This window comes from Nonomuraea purpurea (assembly GCF_042650645.1).
Classification (GTDB): Bacteria; Actinomycetota; Actinomycetes; order Streptosporangiales; family Streptosporangiaceae; genus Nonomuraea; species Nonomuraea purpurea.
The window spans coordinates 24,754-43,319 of sequence record NZ_JBHSBI010000045.1; the positions used below are offsets into that span (position 1 = coordinate 24,754).

Genomic DNA, 18,566 nt, shown 5'->3' on the forward strand with positions numbered 1-18,566 from the left:
TCAGCGGCGGACGTGGAGGCGGACGACGGCGCCCGCCTCGTCGTCGCGGATCTCGCGGCGGATCCGGCCGACGATGTCCTGGTCGAGCTTGTTCACCACGGCGCCCACGTCCGCTGCCGAAGGGCAGGTCAGGGTGATGCGCAGGGCGTCCTCGCCCACTCGTACGCCTGTTCTGCTCAGCCCGTCCACGCCCTTGAGCCCGACGAAGAGCATGGCGGTGCCCGTGCCGTTGTGGGCGCCGCGGCGGCCCCAGCCGAGGCAGAGCAGCAGCCAGCGCAGCGACACCAGCGACAGGAGCAGCAGGCCCAGGGCCAGGCCCCACAGCGGCCACGGCTCCTCGGACAGGGAGCGGGTCGTCTGCGCGGGCAGGACCCTGGCGTTGGGGGGCAGGTCGAAGAAGCGGTCGTGGCCGCGTAGCCAGGCGTAGGTTCCCAGGGACGCGAGCGTGCCGCCCACGACGGCCAGCCCGACGCGGTTGCCGGTGTACTGCCTCATCACAGCCCCCTTCTGCGCAGCCGGACCACGACCTCGCCGGTGCCGAGCGTGCCCACGCCGGCCAGGCGGTCTCCTACGGCGGTGCCGACCTGCCTGAGCATCGAGCCGGAGCTTTCCGCGCTGGTCATGACGGTGACCTCGATGGTGCGCCGGCGCAGCCGTACCCGGGCCTTGTCGACCCCGGCGACCTGCTGGGCGGCCGCGCGCAGGGTGCGGCGCAGGCCCGAGCGGGTGATGCCGATGACGATCAGCGGGTCGGACGTCTCCACCGGCACGGTCGTGGAACGGCCGGGCAGCGCGCCCAGCAGCAACATCAGCGTGCCCGCGCCCACCAGTGCCAGGGCCAGGGTGGGCGTCTGCCTCCAGGTGTTCTTGCCCGCCAGTTCGACCAGTTCGTTGACAGGGACCCAGCCGAGCGGCGCGCCGAGCAGGGCCGACACCACCTCCGCCGCCGTTGCCCCGAGCCCCACGGCCAGCGTGAACGACACGAGGGCGCCCGGGAGGGTGCGCGCGGGTCTGAGCACTCTGTTCGCCCTGCGCAGCCCGGTGTGCTGCGTGGTGACGGCGGCGCCGGGCAGGATCTGCTGAAGCGTGGTCATCACAACGACAGAGGTACATGGAGCGCGTGGTGCCTGAACCGCGCCCTCGCCGCCTATTTGCCCGAACATTACGACAGCCGAAATAAATATGAAAGGCGCTCATATTCATTTGCCCGATATGCCGTTACGCTGCCCGTATGGACGACCGCCAGCGCTACGATCGCGCGACAGCGGCCCTTGAAGCGCCGTTCGCCGTCCTCGATGTGGCGGCCATGCGGGCCAACGCCGCCGACCTCGTACGACGCGCGGCGGGCAAGCCGATCAGGGTGGCCAGCAAGTCGGTACGCAGCCGTGCGATCCTCGAACGCGTCCTGGCCATGGACGGCTTCCACGGCGTCATGGCCTTCACCCTGCCCGAGGCCCTGTGGCTGGCCGCGCACGGCTTCACGGACCTGCTCGTGGCCTACCCCACGGCCGACCGCCGGGCACTCGCCGAGCTGGCCGGGGACACGCGGGCGGCCGACCGTATCACCGTGACCATCGATTCCGCGGCCCACCTGGAGTTTGTGGACGCGGCCGTGGCCGGAGTACGCCCACGCGCCGAAATCCGGTTATGTATCGACATCGACGCGGGATATGTCGCCTTCGGCGGGAAATTTCGGGCGGGGGCGCTCCGCTCCCCCATCCGTGGGCCCGACGCCGCCGCCGACCTGGCCGCCGCCATCGCCAAGCGCCCCGGCTTCCGCCTGGCCGGGCTAATGGCGTACGAGGCCCAGATCGCCGGACTCGGGGACGCGCCGCCCGGGAACGCCGTCTACACCCGCGCCATCCGGCTCATGCAGGCCCGCTCGGCCAGGGACCTCCTCGTCAGGCGCGGACGCATCGTCAACGCCGTCCGCCACCTCGCCGACCTGGAGTTCGTCAACGGCGGCGGCACCGGCTCCATCGAGACCACGGTCAGGGAGAAGGCGATCACGGAGGTGGCGGCCGGGTCGGGGCTGTTCCATCCCCGGCTGTTCGACTTCTACCGCCGCTTGTCCGGCCATCCGGCCGCGCTCTTCGCCCTGCCGGTGGTGCGCCGCCCGGCCCAGGGCACGGTGACGGTGCTCGGCGGCGGCTACCTGGCCTCGGGCGCGCCGGAGCCGAGCCGCCTGCCGCAGCCGTACCTACCCCCCGGCCTGCGGTACTCGCCCGACGAGGGCGCGGGCGAGGTGCAGACCCCGCTGCTCGGTCAGGCGGCCCAGGATCTGCGGATCGGGGACCGGGTGTGGTTCAGGCACGCCAAGGCGGGCGAGTTGTGCGAACGCTTCGACGCCCTCCACCTCGTGGACGGCGACACACTGGTGGAGTCGGTCCCGACGTACCGGGGTGAAGGACGGACATTCCTCTGACGGGCTGATAGGGCCTGCCTTTCACCGAAGGCGCGTGTTCTCCCTGCCGATCAGCGCCTGCGGCGGCGGCGCCAGAGCGCGATGGCCGCCCCCACCACCAGCACGGCCCCGACGCCGATCAGCACCGGCGCCAGGTTGGGCCGCTCCTCCTCCCACACCTGGTCGGCGTCGGCGGCGTACTCGACAGGCCGCGGCGTCACCCCCAGCGCGTCACCCACGGACGCCACGAGGTGGCCTGCCCTGCTCTTGACGTCGGCCACCGTGCGCTCGGCGACCCGCTTGGGGCTCACGCGGTCGGCGATGGCGTCGACCGTCTGCGCCAACTCCGTGCGCGTGCGCGCGATCCGCCGTTCCAGCTCGTCGGGATCGGTGTCAGCCATGGCTCTCCTCTCGACCGTACGCGTGGCCGCGCATGTGCGGGGCTCCGTCCGTTGTGGTCGTGATCAGTCTGTCAGGTCGGCCCGCCGTACGGGACGGCGGCGCGGCCGATAGGTTGGCCCAGTAGACGGCGAGAACTCAGGAGGGCCCAATGACCGAAACCAAGCTCGCGCCCGGCGACGCCGCGCCCGAGTTCACGCTACCCACCGCCGACGGCAGCACCGTCTCGCTCGAGAGCTACCGCGGCAAGCGGGTGATCCTCTATTTCTACCCTGCCGCGATGACTCCCGGCTGCACCAAGCAGGCCTGCGACTTCCGCGACAGCCTGGACCAGCTCACCGCCGAGGGATTCGTCGTCCTCGGCGTGTCGAAGGACAAGCCGGCGAAGCTGGCCACGTTCGTCGAGCACGACGCCCTGACCTTCCCGCTGCTGTCCGACCCCGAGCTGGGCGTGCACAAGGCCTACGGCGCCTACGGCCCCAAGAAGTCCTACGGCAAGGAGATCGTGGGCGTGATCCGCTCGACGTTCGTCATCGACGCCGACGGCAAGATCGAGCAGTCGCTTTACAACGTGCGGGCCACCGGCCACGTGGCCTCGCTCAAGAAGAAGCTCGGCCTGGCCTGACCACCCCCGCGTGGGCCCGGTGAATGGGCCCGCACCAGGCCCCGTGCGGGGGCCCTCATCCGTGTCCGGCAGGTTGTAAGATTGGCTGGACGTGGCAGGGAAGGCCGCTCTCGCTCCAAAGTCGACGGCATCCGAGCTTCCTGTGCCCGCATGGGGTCGTAGCCCAATGGCAGAGGCGCAGTCTTTAGGTGGCTGTTAGTGTGGGTTCGAATCCCACCGGCCCTACAGAGTTCAACCCGTCCGCGTCGGCGGCGGCATCTCGAGCGTCGGCACGGCCTCGTCCGATCCCATCTCGCAGCGCACGCCCTCGTCCACGGGGTAGCACTGCGACGGGAAACCACGCTCGGTCCAGCGCGGGTGCTCCCAGGGTATTGCGCGCATCTCGTTCCGGTGGCCGAGTTCGCCGGCCACCGCCACGGCCGTGCCGCCCAGCAGCGCGCCGACGACGAGGCCGAGCAGCCCCGCGCCGATGATCTGGGCCGGCCGCTGCCGGAAGAAGCCTCTGAAGGAGTCCTGCCGTCCTGGCGGGTCCCAGGCGGGGGCCGGCGTGGTCGCCGTGGGGTAACGCGGCCCTTCTGAGGCGGCCTGGCCGTACCTCAGCCGCTCTTCGCCGGAGGCGTGGTGCCGGGCCGTCGGCTCGTCCGAGGCCGGGTCGCGCGGTGCTTCCTCTTCACCGCGCGACCCAACGTCGCGATCATGATCCGCCATCACGATCTCCCTTTACTCGCCCCCAAGGGGCGCTCCCAATGACAAGGATGCTCCCTGCGCCGTAAGACCTGCGTAAGACCACCGCCTCCTCAGACCTGGGTCGTACTCCCACTTCACCCTTCAGGCGGACACATGCCGGATCAGCTCTACATATCGTGATGATGTGTTCGGCAGGGTACGGGTGTGGTCGAGACGCCACGAGAAGCTGGTGGGTGCGCTCCGGGTCGCCCCTTTGGCCGCGCTGTGCGGGATCCTCTTGGTGCCCTATGCGGCGATGGGCCCCACCTACCTGGACCTGGCCCGGCACGTCGGCCTGTCGTGCGCGCTGATCGCGCCGCTGGCGGTCTGGCGCCACCGGCCGCTGTTGTCGTTCGCGGCCATCGCCCTGGTCAGCTTCGGGCAGTGGCTGACGGGCGTCGATCCGCTGCCCGCCAACCTCGCGGTCCTGGTGGCGCTCTGGACGGTGGCGCACCAGTGCTCGTTCCGCTGGGCGCTGGCGGCGTGCCTGGTGACGGAGCTGGGGACGTTCATGGCTCTGGAGGGCCTGGACTCCGCCACGATCGGCATGTTCACCACCAGCACGATCTTCGTGGTGACCATCTGGCTGGCGGGTCTGTACGCCAACACCCGCAGGCGCTACCTGGAGAGCCTGGAGGAGCGCGCCGAGCGGGCAGAACGCGAGCGCGACCAGCAGGCCAGGATGGCCGCCGCGGCCGAGCGCGCCAGGATCGCCAGGGAGCTGCACGACGTGGTGGCCCACAACGTCAGCGTGATGGTGGTGCAGGCCGACGGCGCGGGCTTCGCCATGGACAGCGACCCCGAACAGGCCCGTACGGCCGTCAAGACCATCTCCAAGACCGGCCGCGCCGCCCTGGCCGAGATGCGCAGGATGGTCGGCATCCTGCGCGAGAACGAGGCCGCCGGCACCGACTACACCCCGCAGCCCGGGCTGGGTCAGCTCGAAGACCTCGTCCAGGGCTCCGGGCTGCCCGCCCGCCTGCGGGTCGGCGGCGTGCCGGCCGAACTGCCGGAAGGACAGCAGCTCGCGGTCTACCGCATCGTCCAGGAGGCCCTGACGAACGCGCTCAAACACGGCGGCCCCGGCGTCCGCGCGGTCGTGGAGATCGACTACACCGGCCCCGCGCTGGTCGTCCGCGTGACCGACGACGGCAGGGGCGCGGCGGCCCCGAAGAGCCCCGACGGCCACGGTCTCATCGGCATGCGCGAGCGCGTCGGCCTGTACGGCGGCGACGTGCGCACGGGCCCCCTGCGGGGCGGCGGTTTCGAGGTGCTGGCCAGGTTACCCATGGCCAGGGCGGCATAGAGGAGGAGACCCGGTGATACGCGTCATGCTGGTGGACGATCAGATGTTGTTGCGGGCCGGCTTCAAGATGGTGCTCGGGGCGCAACCGGACATCGAGGTCGTGGCCGAGGCCGGTGACGGGGCCGAGGCGCTGAAGCTGCTCGAAAGCACCGAGGTGGACGTCGTGCTCATGGACGTGCGCATGCCCACGATGGACGGCGTCGAGGCCACGCGGCGCATCGAGGGGCCGAAGGTGCTCATCCTGACCACGTTCGACCTCGACGAGTACGCGTTCTCGGCGATCAAGGCCGGCGCGGCCGGGTTCCTGCTGAAGGACGTGCCGCCCGACGACCTGGTCAACGCCATCCGGCTGGTGCACGCGGGCGACGCGGTCGTCTCGCCGAGCACGCTGCGCAGGATGCTGGACCGCTTCGCCGCCCAGTTGCCGACCGAGGAGCTGGCGGCGACGGCCGAGCTGACGCCGCGCGAGCGTGAGGTGCTGCTCATGGTGGCCCGCGGGCTGTCCAACATGGAGATCGCCGCCGGCCTGGAGGTGGCGGAGGCGACGGTGAAGACGCATCTGGGCCGGGTGCTGGCCAAGCTGGGGCTGCGGGACCGGGCGCAGGTCGTGGTGTACGCCTACGAGGCGGGCATCGTCGTGCCGTCCCATCGGCCGAAAGTCTGATCCGGGTCATCCGGGGTCTGACCCGAAGTCCCTCCTCAGGGCTCATGGAACGGGCGTTTCCGGCTCCTAGCGTGGTTCGCGCCTTGAAGTGCACGACGAACGTTTGGAGCCGATATGACGCTCACAGAAACCCGGCGGCAGGCCCCGCCCGCGGTGGTGGCCGCCGACCTGACCAAGGTGTACGGCCAGGGCGACGCCGTCGTCCACGCCCTGCGCGGTGTGAACGTGGCGTTCGCGACGGGCGCGTTCACCGCGATCATGGGGCCGTCGGGGTCCGGCAAGTCCACGCTCATGCACTGCCTGGCCGGGCTCGACACCGCCACGTCCGGCACCGTGCACATCGGCGAGGTGCAGCTGACCGGGCTGACCGACAGGCGGCTGACGCTGCTGCGCCGCGAGCGCATCGGCTTCGTCTTCCAGGCGTTCAACCTGCTGCCCACGCTCACCGCCGAGCAGAACATCCGCCTGCCTCTGGACATCGCCGCCCGCCAGGCCGACGAAACGCTGTTCACGCGGGTCGTCGAGACCGTCGGGCTGAAGGACCGGCTCGGGCACCGGCCGAGCGAGCTGTCCGGTGGGCAGCAGCAGCGCGTGGCCGTGGCCAGGGCGCTCATCAGCAAGCCGCAGGTGATCTTCGCCGACGAGCCGACGGGCAACCTCGACTCGCGCAGCGGTGCCGAGGTGCTGTCGTTCCTGCGCACGTCCGTTCGGGAACTGGGCCAGACCATCGTCATGGTCACCCACGATCCGGTGGCGGCCGCGTACGCCGACCGGGTGGTGTTCCTGCGCGACGGCGAGCTCGTCACCGAGATCGACGCGCCGACGCCGCAGTCCGTGCTGGACACGCTCGTGCGGCTGGAGGCGTGAGGTGCTGAGGACGACGCTGGCCGGGCTGCGCGCCCACCGGCTCAGGTTGCTGCTCACCGCCCTGGCGATCATGCTGGGGCTGGGGTTCATCGCGGGCACGTTCGTGCTGAACGACACCGTCGAGGCCGGATTCGCCCAGCGGGTCACGGCCGACGCGGGCAAGGTGGACGTCGTCGTCCTGCCGGGCAAGCCGGGCGGCCTGCTGGACGAGCGGGTGTTGCGGCGCGTGCGCGCGCTGGACGGCGTGCGCGAGGCTCAGGGCCTGGTCAGGGGGCCCGCGCCGCTGCTCGGCAAGGACGGCAAGACCGTGGGCGATGCCCCCACCACGGCCATGTCCGTCGTCCTCGGCCCGCTCGACCGCGCCGACATCGTCTCCGGCACCGGCCCGGGAACCGACGACAGGGCCGCCGTGCTCGACGAGAACACCGCCAGGGCCCAGGGCTTCACGGTCGGCGAGACGATCACCGTGCTCGACCACGAGCGGAACCCGCACGACTTCAGGCTCGTCGGCCTCCTCGACCCCGGCGTGGACCAGGAGCTGGCCTTCACCGGAGCGCTCGGCTTCACCACGGCCACGGCACAGCGCATGACCGGCGCGAAGGGCTACAGCGAGATCGACGTCGCGGGCGAGGCGCCCGGCCTCACGCAGGCCGTGGCCGCCGCCGTCGGCGCGGGCCACGTGGTCAAGACCGGCGCCGAACTGGCCGACGACCTGGCCAGAGCGGCCGGGGTCGAAACCCGCATGTTCACACTGGGGCTGCTGCTGTTCGGCGTGGTCGCGATGATGGTGGCCGCGCTGGTCATCTACAACACCTTCAACATCCTCATCGCGCAGCGCACCAGGGAGATGGCCCTGCTGCGGTGCATCGGGGCCACGCGTGGCCAGGTGTTCGGCTCGGTCCTGCTGGAGTCGGCCGCGGTGGGGGCGCTCGCCTCCGTGCTCGGCCTGGTCGTCGGGTACGGCCTGGCCTCGGCCACACTGGCGGTGCTGAACGCGCTGGACGCCCCGCTGCCCACCGACGCGGCCGTCGCCCTCAGCCCTGCCACGATCGCGATCGGCCTGGCCGTCGGCCTCGTCGTCACCATGTGCGCGGCCCTGCTGCCGGCCAGGTCGGCCACGCGGGTCGCGCCGATCGCCGCGCTACGCAGCCAGGTCGAGGAGCAGACGTTCCGCATGGGGCGGGCGCGCGTCCTGTCGGCCGCGCTCTTCCTCCTGGCGGGCGCCGGCACGACCTGCGCCGGCGTGCTGATCCTCGAACCCGGTCAGCAGATCTCGCTCCTCGTCGTGATGGCCGGGGGCGCGCTGACGTTCCTGGCCGTGCTGATCCTCGGCCCGGTACTGGTCAAGCCGCTGAGCGCGCTGGTCGGCTGGATCCCGCGCAGGCTGTTCGGCGTGCCAGGGCGGCTGGCGGTGGACAACTCCGGCCGCAACCCCCGGCGGGCCGCGACCACGACCGTCGCGCTGACGATCGGCGTGACGCTGATGACGCTGATCTCGGTCGTCACGGCCTCCACCCGGCTGACGATGACGGCCAAACTGGACGAGCAGTTCCCTGTCGACTACCTGCTGGCGAGCCAGGAACGCGACCCGGTCATCCCCAGATCCGTCGCCAGGGAGCTGCGCGAGCGGCCCGAACTGGCCTCCGTACTGCAGATCCGCGAGGCCGAGGCGACCGTGGCGGGCAAGGCTCTCGACGTCGGCACCTACAGCGGGCCCATGCGGCCGTACGTCACCTCCGGCTCCATGGACGGCTTCGGCGCCGGGCAGGTGGCGCTGGACGAGAACGCGGCCAAGGCGCTCGGCGTGGCCGTCGGCGCGTCGGTGTCGCTCAAGACCCCCGAGGCCGGGACGGTGCCGCTGAAGGTGGTGGCGGTGCTCGACGGGTCGCAGTCGTCGCTGCCGCCCGTCACGGTCGCGGAAGAGCCGTTCGAGACGTACTTCGGAGCGGTCCCCGACTCACGGGTGCTGGTCAACGTCAAGGACGGCGTGCCGCCCGAGCAGGCCCGCAAGGTGGTGGACGCCGCCGTGGCGGACTATCCGGTCGTACGGGTGTCGAGCTCGACAGAGGTACGCGGGCAGTTCGACGAGACGCTGGACATGATGCTGATGATCATCACTGGGCTGCTGGGGCTGGCGATCCTGATCTCGCTGCTGGGCATCGCCAACACCCTTTCCCTGTCGGTCCACGAACGGACCAGGGAGTCGGCCCTGCTGCGGGCCCTCGGGCTGACCCGGCCGCAACTGCGCGGGATGCTCTCGGTCGAGGCGCTGGTGCTCGGGCTGATCGGGGCGCTGGTGGGCGTCGTGCTCGGGGGCGTCTTCGGGTGGGCCGCGATGATGGCGATGCTCGACGGGGCCGTGCTGTCCGTGCCCGTGGGGCAGATCGTGCTGTTCGTGGCGCTGTCGGGGGTGGCCGGGGTGCTGGCCGCCGTCCTGCCCGCCCGCCGCGCCGCCCGGACGTCGATCGTCGGCTCACTGGCAAGAGGCTGACCACCGCGTCCCGGACGCTTCCGGCCCACCCGGGCAGCACCTTTCCCGGCGCTTTGCGGGCGTCAGCGGGGGGTGCGGCCCGGCCAGAGCTCGGCTACCGTCTCGGGGTCGAGCAGCGGCCGGGCCACCACCTCGCCCGTGGCCCGGTCGATCACGATGCAGCCGCCTCCCACCGTCTCCGGCAACTGGGCCGGATCGTCGGGGTCCAGTTCCCGTACCCATGCGACATATCCATCAAGGAACCCAAAAACCCCCACCGACAGCGCCTCATCCGGCTGCCTGACCCCGTTGAAGTACTCCTCGGCCAGCGCCCTGGCCTCGTCCAGCTTCATCGTGGCCGCCCCTTCCTGTCGACTATCGCGCAGAACACCCCCGTCACCGTCGTGTAGGGCGGCTCGACGGACATGTGACCCCGCTGGGCGTCGATCCAGATCACCTCGCCATTGGAGTTGACGGCGTTCCACACGTGGGAGCCGCCGCCCGGCCAGCGCACCACGATGACGGCGCCCGCCCCGTGCCCTGCGTCGAGCAGCCGGCGCGCGATCATCGGATAGGCGTGCCGCCCCTGGCCCAGGTACTCAAGGAGCTGCCCGATCCAGCGCTCGATCCTGGCCGCGCTCCCCTGCTCGCCGGTCAGCACCGGCCGGCCGATCCTGTCGTACTCGGGCAGCCGGGGCGCGGCCGCCGCAGGTTCGCCGTGCCAGGTGGACAGCACGGCCAGCGCGCAGTCGGCCGCGTTGGACGACCGGAACGGGTCATCGGCGGGGCCGCCACCGTTCACCAGCCGAACCCAGGTGCCGCGCGGGTCGGGGAAGCGGTCTCCGGGACGCAGCGCGCCGGCCAAGTCCCGCTCCACGTGCGGATCGGGCTTCGCGAGCCCGCCCGGCACACCGTACGGCCTGGAATCCGCCAACCGCGGCGGCCGCCTCGGACCATCGAACCAGTCACCCTCGGCAGCGATCCTGGCCAGCACATCAAGCGCCTCCGCGGCATCAGCCGCAGCCCCACCACCCTCCAGCCCACCATCGGCCCAGCCCCCATTGGCCACCGGCACGCCGCCGAACCAGACCCCATCACCCACCGACCCACCACTGACCCCAACCCCACCATCGGACCAAACCTCATCACCCGCCGACACACCACCAGCCCGAACCCCATCGGCCACCGACCCACCGCCGGACCAAACCTCATCGGCCACTGGCGCGCCACCGGACCTGACCCCATCGGCCGCCAGCGCGCCGCCGGATGGAGCCGTCCCGTTCCTGGAAGCCGCCTCACCGAGGAAGGCCAAGCCGCCTCCAGGCACTGTTCCCCCGAAAAGCGCCGAGCAGCTCCCGCGAGCCGCACCGCCGAATCGAGCCGGGTCGCCGAAGAGAGCCGCGTCTCCCGAGTAAGCCGCACCACCAAGGCCGCCCGCGCCGTTGGAGCCGCCCGCGCCGTTGGAGCGAGCCGCACCGCTGGAACGCGCGACACCACTGGCGTCAGCGGCACCGTCGGAGCGTGCACCACCGGCATGACCGGCACCACTTACGTGATGACCACCAGCGTGACCGGCACTACCGGCGTGACCGGCACCACCGGTATGACCGGCACCACCGACGTGATGACCACCAACGTGGCCGGCACCACCGGCGTGACTCGCACCGCCAAGGTGGGCACCGCCGTAGTAAGCGGAGTGGGCGGCGTCGCCGCGGTTGGCGGTGGCCGTGGTGTCGTCGGCGCCGAGCGCTTCTTGCGTATCGGCGGAGGTTTTTACGGGAACTGCGGTCTCGGCAGGGTCGGACGAGGCGGTGGCACCGGTCTCGGTGGCGGCCCGCTCGTAGTCGAGCCACCGCACCCCTTCCCCCACCACGGGGTTGTACTGACCCTCTGGAAGAGCCCACCGGACACTCGGCTTGCGCTCGCGGGACACGGCTTGCCTCCTGTCATGCTCAACGACCGATCGTAGAGGCGTGACCGTGACAGGGGGGCGAAGTCAGGAAGATTCCCCGCCCGAACTACCCGCTGTACCTGCGCAAACAGTCCATACCGCTCAGGAGACCCGCACCGTGACCGTGTGCCAGCCGGTCGCGCCGTCGGGCGCGGGCGGCGCTTCCTGCTCGGTCTGGGTACGCCCGGCGGCGTCCGTCGCCCGTACCTGGAGGGTGTGCTCGCCCGGGGTGGCGTCCCAGTCGATCGACCACTGCCGCCACGTGTCGGGCCCTGGCACCTCGGCCAGCTTCGCCTGCCGCCACTGCCCGCGATCGACCCGCACCTCGACGGCGTCCACCCCGGTGTGCTGCGCCCAGGCCACCCCGGCGATGGTGGTGCGACCGGCCTTCAGCACGGTCTCCTGCTTGGGGACGTCGATGCGCGACTGGGTCTTGATCGGCCCCCGGGCGGACCAGCCCCTGGGTGTCCAGTACGCCTGGTCCCGGTCGAACCTGGTCACCTTGATGTCCACCACCCATTTGGTGGCCGACACGTACCCGTACAGGCCCGGCACCACCTGGCGTACGGGGAAGCCGTGGTCGACGGGGAGCACCTCGCCGTTCATGGCCACGGCGAACAGCGAGTCGCGCCCGTCCATCACCACGTCGACCGGGGTGCCGCAGGTGAAACCGTCGGCGGAGGTGGACAGGAGCATGTCGGCGTCCGACTGGAGCCCGGCCTTGCGCAGCACCTCGGGCATGCGGACGCCGAGCCAGCGGGCGTTGCCGACGTACGGTCCTCCGACCTCGTTGGAGACGCAGGCCAGGGTGACGTCGGCTTCGACGAGCGGCATGTTCAGGAGGTCGCCGAACGTGAGCTCGATCGGGCGCTGGACCATGCCGTGGATGCGCAGCGTCCATTCTCTGGGGTCCACCTGGGGGACGACGAGGGCGGTGTCCACCCGGTAAAAGTCCTGATTTTTCGTGATGAACGGTGACAAGCCGCTGATACGCAGATCCGCCCCCACCGGAACCGGCTTGGCGGGAATCGCCGGCCTCGGCAGCCTCACCCCGCCGCGCGCCGCGTTCACCGCCTGCCGCCCGCTGAGCTGCTGCCCCAGCACGGCCGCCACCCCGGCCACCGCCACCCCACCGGCGACCCCGGTCAACAGCCGCCGCCTGTCGAACCCCCTCAACTCCGCCCCGGCCCGCATCACCACCGGCCGCTCCACCGCATCGCCCTTCCCCACACCAGAAGCAGCCGAGCCGACCCCACCGGCATCTCCCACACCGCCACCGCCAGCACCGCTGTCAGTGGGCGTCTCAGCCCCTTCAGAGGCGGCACCATCGGCGGGCACGCCACCACGGGCGGCGGTCGGCGAAGGCTCCTCGGTGGGCGAAGGCCCAGCGGTCGGCGAAGGCCCGGTGGCGGGCGTGGCTCCGGCAATGGGCGGAGGCGGGGTGAGGCCGGGGCGGGCGGCCGTGCCGGGACGGGCGGCCGTGCCCGGGTGGGCGTCGGGGGGCGTGTGGAGGGGTGAGGGGCCGCCTGCGCGGTGGATCAGCCACGAGAGCGTCCAGGCTCCTGCCCCCACTCCCACGACGGTTGGCAGCGCGTCCAGGATGCCGGCGTCCGGACGGGTCAGGACGGCGAGGACCCCGACGGCCCCGAAGATCCCCAGCCCCGCGTACCCGTACGCGAGCGCCCGCCGAGCCACCACCCCGATGAGCGCCGCCACCCCCGCGAGCACCACCAGCACCCCCGCGATGAGCACCGTCTTGTCGTTCTCGCCGAACGTGCTGATCGCGAAGTCCTTGACCGCGGGAGGCGCCAGATCGACCGTGGCATCGCCCACGGCGACGACGGGGAACGTCTTCGGCCCGGCGAACCCGGCCACGAGCTGCGCCACCCCGAGGGCCACGCCCCCGGCCGTCAATCCCGCCAGGGCCCCCGCCCAGACAGGCACCGTCTGATGATTACTCTGCACAGTGCGACGGTACGTCCCCCGGCACCCCAGGGTCCTTACGCGACGCTTACGAGCCGAGCAGTTCGCGCACGATCGGCGCCAGAGCGCGGAAGGCCCGCCCCCGGTGGCTGATGGCGTCTTTCTCCTCCGGCGCCATCTCGGCGGTGGTGCGGGTCTCGCCCTCGGGAACCAGGATCGGGTCGTAGCCGAAGCCGTTGGTCCCGCGCGGCGTGGTGATCAGGTGGCCGGCCAGCGTGCCCTCGACGACGCGGCTCTCCCCCGACGGCAGCGCCAGCGCGGCGGCGCAGGCGAAGTAGGCGGTCAGCCTGTCGGCGGGCACGTCGGAGATCTGGGCGAGCAGCAGCGAGAGGTTGGCCTGGTCGTCGCCGTGCCGCCCCGACCAGCGGGCGGAGAAGACGCCCGGCATGCCGTTGAGGACGTCGACGCAGAGCCCGGAGTCGTCGGCGACCGCGGGCAGCCCGGAGCCCTTGGCCACGGCGTGCGCCTTGAGCAGGGCGTTCTCCTCGAACGTGACGCCGGTCTCGGCGACCTCGCCGATCGAGGGGAACTCCTCCAGCCCGACGATGTCGAACCCGCTGAGGATGCGCCGCAGCTCCGCGATCTTGCCTTTGTTCCGCGTGGCCAGGACGATCCTCATGACCGCAGCGCCTCCTGCTGGATCAGCGTGAGCTCCTGGCAGCCGGCCACGGCCAGGTCGAGGAGCTGGTCGAGCGCGCCCCGGTCGAACGGGACGCCTTCGGCGGTGCCCTGCACCTCGACGAAGCTGCCCGTGCCGGTCATCACGACGTTCATGTCGGTTTCTGCGGCGACGTCCTCGGTGTAGCAGAGGTCGAGCATCGGGACCGCGTCGACCACCCCGACGGAGACGGCGGAGACCGAGCCGACGAGGGGGTCTCCCGGGCACATCCGGCGCTCGCGCATCCAGGCGACGGCGTCGGCCAGCGCCACGTAGGCGCCGGTGATGGCGGCGGTCCTGGTGCCGCCGTCGGCCTGCAGCACGTCGCAATCGAGCAAAATGGAGTTTTCGCCCAACGCTTTGTAATCGACGCACGCACGCAGCGAGCGCCCGATCAACCGCGAAATCTCGTGCGTCCGGCCACCGATTTTGCCGCGGACCGATTCGCGATCGTTACGAGTATTGGTCGCCCGCGGCAGCATCGCGTATTCGGCCGTAACCCAGCCCTGGCCGCTGCCTCTGCGCCATCGCGGCACGCTGTCCTGGACCGACGCCGCGCACAACACCCGGGTGCCGCCGAACTCCACCAGCACCGAGCCCTCCGCGTGGGCCAGCCAACGCCTGGTGATCGTAATGGGGCGGAGCTGGTCAGGGTTGCGGCCATCCTGTCGGGACATGCAGATCACCCTATCTCCGCGCCACAACACTCTTGACCAAATGTGTCCGACACATGGATCCTTACGCAATGACAACGGGGGTGTTGCGAAACCCTGACTTCCTTCGGTTCCTCAGTTCGCACATCGCGAACGAACTCGGAGCAAATATCTCCCGCGTGGCGCTCCCGCTCGTGGCCGTGCTGGCACTGCACGCCACCCCAGGAGAGGTCGGCGTGCTCGCGGCGCTGCAGACGACGGCGTTCCTGCTGATCGGCCTGCCTTCGGGGGTCTGGGTCGACAGGATGCGCAAGCGGCGTGTGCTGATGGCCTCGGACCTGGCCAGGTTCGTGCTGCTGGGCAGCATTCCGGTCGCGGCGGCTCTGGGGCTGTTATCGATCGAGATGATGTACGTGGTCGCCCTGCTCGTGGGCGTGGCGCAGGTCTTCAACGACGTGGCCGACCAGACGTACCTGCCTGAGCTGGTCGGCACCACGCAGCTCGCCGACGGCAACGCCAAGCTGGGGGCGGTCCGCTCGACGGCGGTCCTGTCGGGTCCCGGTCTGGGCGGCGCGCTGGTGCAACTGCTGTCGGCGCCACGCACGCTGGTCGCCACCGCGGTGGGCGCGCTCGCCTCGGTGATCTTCCTGAGCAGGATCAAGGCGCCTGACAAACCGCCCGCCCTCACCGAGCCCACCCCGCTGCTGCGCGGCATCCGCGAGGGGCTGGCGTACGTGTGGCGGGACCGGTTGATGCGCGTGTTCGTGGCGACCTCGGCCCTGATCAACCTCTCGGTGAGCGCGGTGCTCGGCCTGTCGGTGCTGTTCCTGGCCCAGGAGGTCAAGCTGTCGCCCGGCGTCATCGGCCTGCTGCTCATGTCGGGCGGCGTCGGCGGCCTGATCGGCGGCCTGACCGGCGGCTGGATGGCCAGGAAGCTCGGCACCGCGCGCATGACCTGGCTGGCCGTCGCCGTGGCCTCGCCGTTCGGCCTGCTGCTGCCGATGACGCAGGCCGACTGGCGGGTGGTGTGCTTCGCGATCACCTCGATCGTGTTGTCGTGGAGCGCGGCGCTGTCGAACGTGGGCCAGATCACCTACCGGCAGTCCTCGACGCCCGACCACATGCTCGGCCGGGTCAACGCCTCGGTGCGGTTCATGGTCTGGGGCACCATGCCGCTGGGCGCGCTGCTGGGCGGGCTCGTCGCCCAGCAGATCGGCGTGCGGGAGGCCCTGTGGGTGTTCATGGTGGGCCGGCTGCTCGCGTTCCTGCCGATGCTGTTCTCGCCGCTGCCGCGGATGCGGGAGTTCTCGGAGATTCAGGCCAAGTCGTAGACCGCGCCGCTGCGGGCCAGCTCGATGGGCCCGTCGAAGCCGCCTCTGGTGGCCTCGTCGAGCACGACGGCCTGGTCGTTCCATGGCACGAGGTGGGTCAGCACGAGCCGGCCCACACCGGCCTTGGCGGCGTGCTCGGCCGCCTGACCGCCCGTCAGGTGCAGGTCGGCGGGCAGGTCGGGGCCGTCGACGAAGGACGCCTCACACAGCATCAGGTCCACGCCCGAGGCCAGCCTCACCAGCTCGTGCGACTCGCCGGTGTCGCCGGAGTAGGCCATGCACGTGTCTCCGTTGGAGACGCGGAAGCCGTACGCCTCGACCGGGTGGTTCACCAGCCCGGCGGTGAGGGTGAAGGGGCCGATCTCGAACGAGCCGGGCGCCAGCGGCACGAAGTCGAACGCGGTCTCCATGCCGGGCTCTTCCGGCATCCCGTACGCGGCCGCCAGCCGGCGCGGCGCGTCGGCCGGCGCGTAGACGGGCACGACCGGGTACGGCGCCTCGGGCCCGTAGGTGCGGGCCACGTGATAGCCGCACAGGTCGAGACAGTGGTCGGCGTGCAGATGGGTCAGGCAAATCGCGTCCACGTCGTACAGGCCGATGTGGCGTTGGAGCGCGCCGAGCGACCCACTGCCGAGGTCGAGCAGCATCCTGAACCCATCGGACTCGAGGAGGTAGCAGGACGCTGGACTGTCGGGCCCCGGGTAGCTCCCCGAGCATCCGACGATGGTCACCTTCATGTGGGCCTCCCGTTAAAGGTAGTACCCCCCACTGGCGCGACTTCGACCACATCGATCTCCGGGCCCAGGAATCGCCGCCCGAGCCGGGCGAAGAGCAGGGAGTCGCCGGTGGCACGGAAGCGGTGCCGGGGGGTGGCCTCGCCTCCTGCCGCCAGATCGCGGTCGTGCAGGATCCGATAGACGTCCTTGGCCGTCTCCTCGGCGCTGGAGACCAGCGTGACCCCGTCACCCGCGACGTAGGAGATCGCGCCGGTGAGCAGCGGGTAATGGGTGCAGCCGAGGATGAGAGTGTCGCACCCGGCAGCCCTGATGGGCTCCAGGTAGTCGCGTACGACCTCGATGAGCTCCTCGCTCATCGTCTCTCCTCGTTCGACGTACTCCACCAGGCGTGGGGCGGCCACGCCGGTGAGCAGGACGTCGGGCGCCGCGGTGAAGGCGTCGTGATAGGCCATGGAGTCGATGGTGGCCCTGGTGGCGATCACTCCGACCCTGCCGGTGCGGGTGGCGCGCACCGCACGCCTGGTCGCGGGCTGGATCACCTCGACGACCGGCACGTCATAACGCTCGCGGGCGTCGCGCAGCACGGCGGCGCTGGCGCTGTTGCACGCGATCACGAGCATCTTGACGTCGTGCTCGACGAGGTGGTCCATCACCTCCAGGGCGTAGGCGCGGACCTCCGCGATGCGTCTGGGCCCGTACGGCTGGCGGGCCGTGTCGGCCACGTAGGTGATCGATTCGTTGGGCAACTGGTCGATGATCGCCCGGGCGACCGTCAGGCCGCCCACTCCGCTGTCGAAGATCCCAATACTCGCGTCCGGCACGCTCTAGAGGGTAGGCGACCTGCGCGATCAACACTGCGTAAGAATGCTCACACTGCGACGCGTGATGTCGATGCGATGTCGTCTTCGTCACATAAGGCGTCGTCAGCCCCTTCCGACGCGGGCGAGCTGACGCGCCTGGGCGACGAGCCGGCCGGCGCGGTCGCGTACCTCGACCTCCTCGTCGAACCAGCCGTCGGAGATCAGCCGGCCGCTGCCCAGCAGCGTCAGCCAGCCGGGGGCGGGCAGCGCGCGCAGGTGCCAGGTGAGGTCGACGGTGGGCGCCCAGCCGCGCGCGCCGGCGGAGAACACGACGGGCGGCAGCGCGTCGACGGCCAGGGCCAGTACGTACGGGTCGGGGTCCTGGGGTTCGGCCATCCTGAAGTACGCCCGCGACTCGGGCCTGCCGGTGGGCCGGCCCGTCAGCCAGCCGATCGTGGGCGGGTCGAAGAGCAGTTCCATCTGGGCGTTCAGGTTCATGCCCGATTCGGGTTTGGGGTCGGGAAGCTTGGCGCAGTCCTCGATGGGCGGCATCTCGTGCGCCGGCCCTTCCGCGTAAAGGGGCTCGGCCCCGTCCAGCGTCGCCGTCGTGACCAGCCCCTCGATCTGGGCCACGCCGTCCTGGACGAGCCTCACCCTGGCGAAGGCGGCCGTCCTGCCCGCCTTGAGCGGCTCCACCCGCACCTGCGCGGGGCCGGCGACCGGCGCCTTGAGGAACTGCGCGGTCGTGCTCACCGGATGCGCGAACGGCGAGGCGTCCACCGCCGCGCGCAGGATCACGGCCATCAGGTAACCGCCGTTGAGCGGTCCGCCGATCGCGTATCCGGGGTCGAGGCACACGTCGTAGGTGTTGTCGTCGACTCTGATCGCCTGCGTGGCCTCGTCGAACTTGGTCATCGGCGCCCGCCTTGGTCCGGAACTATGTTCTGGGAGCCCCAACTCTAAGGCATCCCCCTAATCAGCGCGCCTACCTG

The 18,566-nt window shown here is 71.0% G+C and carries 20 protein-coding genes and 1 tRNA gene; 9 read left to right on the forward strand and 12 right to left on the reverse strand.

What is annotated here, in order from left to right:
• Complete coding sequence (locus ACFOY2_RS50245) at window positions 1-495, reverse strand: hypothetical protein (RefSeq protein WP_379535281.1); 495 nt, start codon at window positions 493-495, stop codon at window positions 1-3.
• On the reverse strand, window positions 495-1,094 hold the full coding sequence (locus ACFOY2_RS50250; protein ID WP_379535282.1) for a DUF6286 domain-containing protein: 600 nt from the start codon (window positions 1,092-1,094) through the stop codon (window positions 495-497). Before ACFOY2_RS50250 ends, ACFOY2_RS50245 begins: the two co-directional genes overlap by 1 nt.
• Before the next feature lie 137 nt (window positions 1,095-1,231).
• On the opposite strand from ACFOY2_RS50250, the gene ACFOY2_RS50255 reads away from it, so the two are divergent.
• Complete coding sequence (locus ACFOY2_RS50255; protein WP_379535283.1) at window positions 1,232-2,425, forward strand: amino acid deaminase/aldolase; 1,194 nt, start codon at window positions 1,232-1,234, stop codon at window positions 2,423-2,425.
• 50 nt (window positions 2,426-2,475) lie between these two features.
• On the opposite strand, the gene ACFOY2_RS50260 is transcribed toward ACFOY2_RS50255, so the two are convergent.
• Window positions 2,476-2,805, reverse strand: a complete 330-nt coding sequence (locus ACFOY2_RS50260) for a DUF3618 domain-containing protein (RefSeq protein WP_379535284.1) — start codon at window positions 2,803-2,805, stop codon at window positions 2,476-2,478.
• Between the two features lie 149 nt (window positions 2,806-2,954).
• Between ACFOY2_RS50260 and bcp the strand changes: the two genes are divergently transcribed.
• Window positions 2,955-3,428, forward strand: a complete 474-nt coding sequence (gene bcp / locus ACFOY2_RS50265; protein ID WP_379535285.1) for a thioredoxin-dependent thiol peroxidase — start codon at window positions 2,955-2,957, stop codon at window positions 3,426-3,428.
• 152 nt (window positions 3,429-3,580) lie between these two features.
• Window positions 3,581-3,653 (forward strand) — tRNA-Leu (locus tag ACFOY2_RS50270).
• Between the two features lie 6 nt (window positions 3,654-3,659).
• Here the strand turns inward: ACFOY2_RS50270 and ACFOY2_RS50275 are convergent.
• Entirely contained in the window at window positions 3,660-4,136 is a 477-nt protein-coding gene (locus tag ACFOY2_RS50275) for a hypothetical protein (RefSeq protein ID WP_379535286.1), read from the reverse strand.
• A gap of 163 nt (window positions 4,137-4,299) precedes the next feature.
• On the opposite strand from ACFOY2_RS50275, the gene ACFOY2_RS50280 reads away from it, so the two are divergent.
• From ACFOY2_RS50280 to ACFOY2_RS50295, 4 genes are all read left to right on the forward strand, one after another.
• Entirely contained in the window at window positions 4,300-5,460 is a 1,161-nt protein-coding gene (locus ACFOY2_RS50280) for a sensor histidine kinase (RefSeq protein WP_379535287.1), read from the forward strand.
• A 13-nt stretch (window positions 5,461-5,473) separates the two neighbouring features.
• The gene (locus tag ACFOY2_RS50285) at window positions 5,474-6,124 is read left to right on the forward strand and encodes a response regulator (protein WP_379535288.1); all 651 of its coding nucleotides are present in this window, start codon (window positions 5,474-5,476) and stop codon (window positions 6,122-6,124) included.
• Between the two features lie 114 nt (window positions 6,125-6,238).
• The gene (locus tag ACFOY2_RS50290) at window positions 6,239-6,991 is read left to right on the forward strand and encodes an ABC transporter ATP-binding protein (protein WP_379535289.1); all 753 of its coding nucleotides are present in this window, start codon (window positions 6,239-6,241) and stop codon (window positions 6,989-6,991) included.
• A 1-nt stretch (window position 6,992) separates the two neighbouring features.
• Complete coding sequence (locus tag ACFOY2_RS50295) at window positions 6,993-9,482, forward strand: ABC transporter permease (RefSeq protein ID WP_379535290.1); 2,490 nt, start codon at window positions 6,993-6,995, stop codon at window positions 9,480-9,482.
• 62 nt (window positions 9,483-9,544) lie between these two features.
• Here ACFOY2_RS50295 and ACFOY2_RS50300 read toward each other — a convergent pair whose 3' ends face one another.
• Together ACFOY2_RS50300 and ACFOY2_RS50305 are read right to left on the reverse strand one after the other, a co-directional pair.
• A complete protein-coding gene (locus tag ACFOY2_RS50300) occupies window positions 9,545-9,814 on the reverse strand; it encodes a hypothetical protein (RefSeq protein WP_357823469.1) in 270 nt (89 codons plus the stop codon).
• A complete protein-coding gene (locus ACFOY2_RS50305) occupies window positions 9,811-10,563 on the reverse strand; it encodes a toxin glutamine deamidase domain-containing protein (protein ID WP_379535291.1) in 753 nt (250 codons plus the stop codon). The genes ACFOY2_RS50300 and ACFOY2_RS50305 overlap by 4 nt, the downstream gene beginning before the upstream one ends.
• Before the next feature lie 432 nt (window positions 10,564-10,995).
• Here ACFOY2_RS50305 and ACFOY2_RS50310 point away from each other — a divergent pair, with 432 nt between their 5' ends.
• Window positions 10,996-11,430, forward strand: coding sequence for a hypothetical protein (locus tag ACFOY2_RS50310; protein WP_379535292.1), 435 nt, complete (start codon window positions 10,996-10,998; stop codon window positions 11,428-11,430).
• An 84-nt stretch (window positions 11,431-11,514) separates the two neighbouring features.
• On the opposite strand, the gene ACFOY2_RS50315 is transcribed toward ACFOY2_RS50310, so the two are convergent.
• From ACFOY2_RS50315 to rph, 3 genes are all read right to left on the reverse strand, one after another.
• The gene (locus ACFOY2_RS50315) at window positions 11,515-13,356 is read right to left on the reverse strand and encodes a molybdopterin-dependent oxidoreductase (RefSeq protein WP_379535293.1); all 1,842 of its coding nucleotides are present in this window, start codon (window positions 13,354-13,356) and stop codon (window positions 11,515-11,517) included.
• A gap of 67 nt (window positions 13,357-13,423) precedes the next feature.
• Window positions 13,424-14,014 carry an RdgB/HAM1 family non-canonical purine NTP pyrophosphatase gene (rdgB, locus tag ACFOY2_RS50320; RefSeq protein ID WP_379535294.1) on the reverse strand — a complete coding sequence of 197 codons (591 nt, stop codon included), beginning with the start codon at window positions 14,012-14,014 and terminating at the stop codon, window positions 13,424-13,426.
• Window positions 14,011-14,730, reverse strand: coding sequence for a ribonuclease PH (gene rph / locus ACFOY2_RS50325; protein ID WP_379535295.1), 720 nt, complete (start codon window positions 14,728-14,730; stop codon window positions 14,011-14,013). Before rph ends, rdgB begins: the two co-directional genes overlap by 4 nt.
• Before the next feature lie 68 nt (window positions 14,731-14,798).
• Here rph and ACFOY2_RS50330 point away from each other — a divergent pair, with 68 nt between their 5' ends.
• A complete protein-coding gene (locus ACFOY2_RS50330; protein ID WP_379535296.1) occupies window positions 14,799-16,037 on the forward strand; it encodes an MFS transporter in 1,239 nt (412 codons plus the stop codon).
• Here the strand turns inward: ACFOY2_RS50330 and ACFOY2_RS50335 are convergent.
• The 3 genes from ACFOY2_RS50335 to ACFOY2_RS50345 form a co-directional block, all read right to left on the reverse strand.
• Window positions 16,022-16,774: an MBL fold metallo-hydrolase gene (locus ACFOY2_RS50335; RefSeq protein ID WP_379535297.1), complete on the reverse strand. Its 753-nt coding sequence runs from the start codon at window positions 16,772-16,774 to the stop codon at window positions 16,022-16,024. The two genes, ACFOY2_RS50330 and ACFOY2_RS50335, sit on opposite strands and share 16 nt — an antisense overlap.
• The gene (gene murI / locus ACFOY2_RS50340; protein WP_379535298.1) at window positions 16,771-17,595 is read right to left on the reverse strand and encodes a glutamate racemase; all 825 of its coding nucleotides are present in this window, start codon (window positions 17,593-17,595) and stop codon (window positions 16,771-16,773) included. The genes ACFOY2_RS50335 and murI overlap by 4 nt, the downstream gene beginning before the upstream one ends.
• Window positions 17,596-17,697: 102 nt before the next feature.
• On the reverse strand, window positions 17,698-18,489 hold the full coding sequence (locus ACFOY2_RS50345; protein WP_379535299.1) for a thioesterase family protein: 792 nt from the start codon (window positions 18,487-18,489) through the stop codon (window positions 17,698-17,700).
• Window positions 18,490-18,566: the final 77 nt, after the last annotated feature.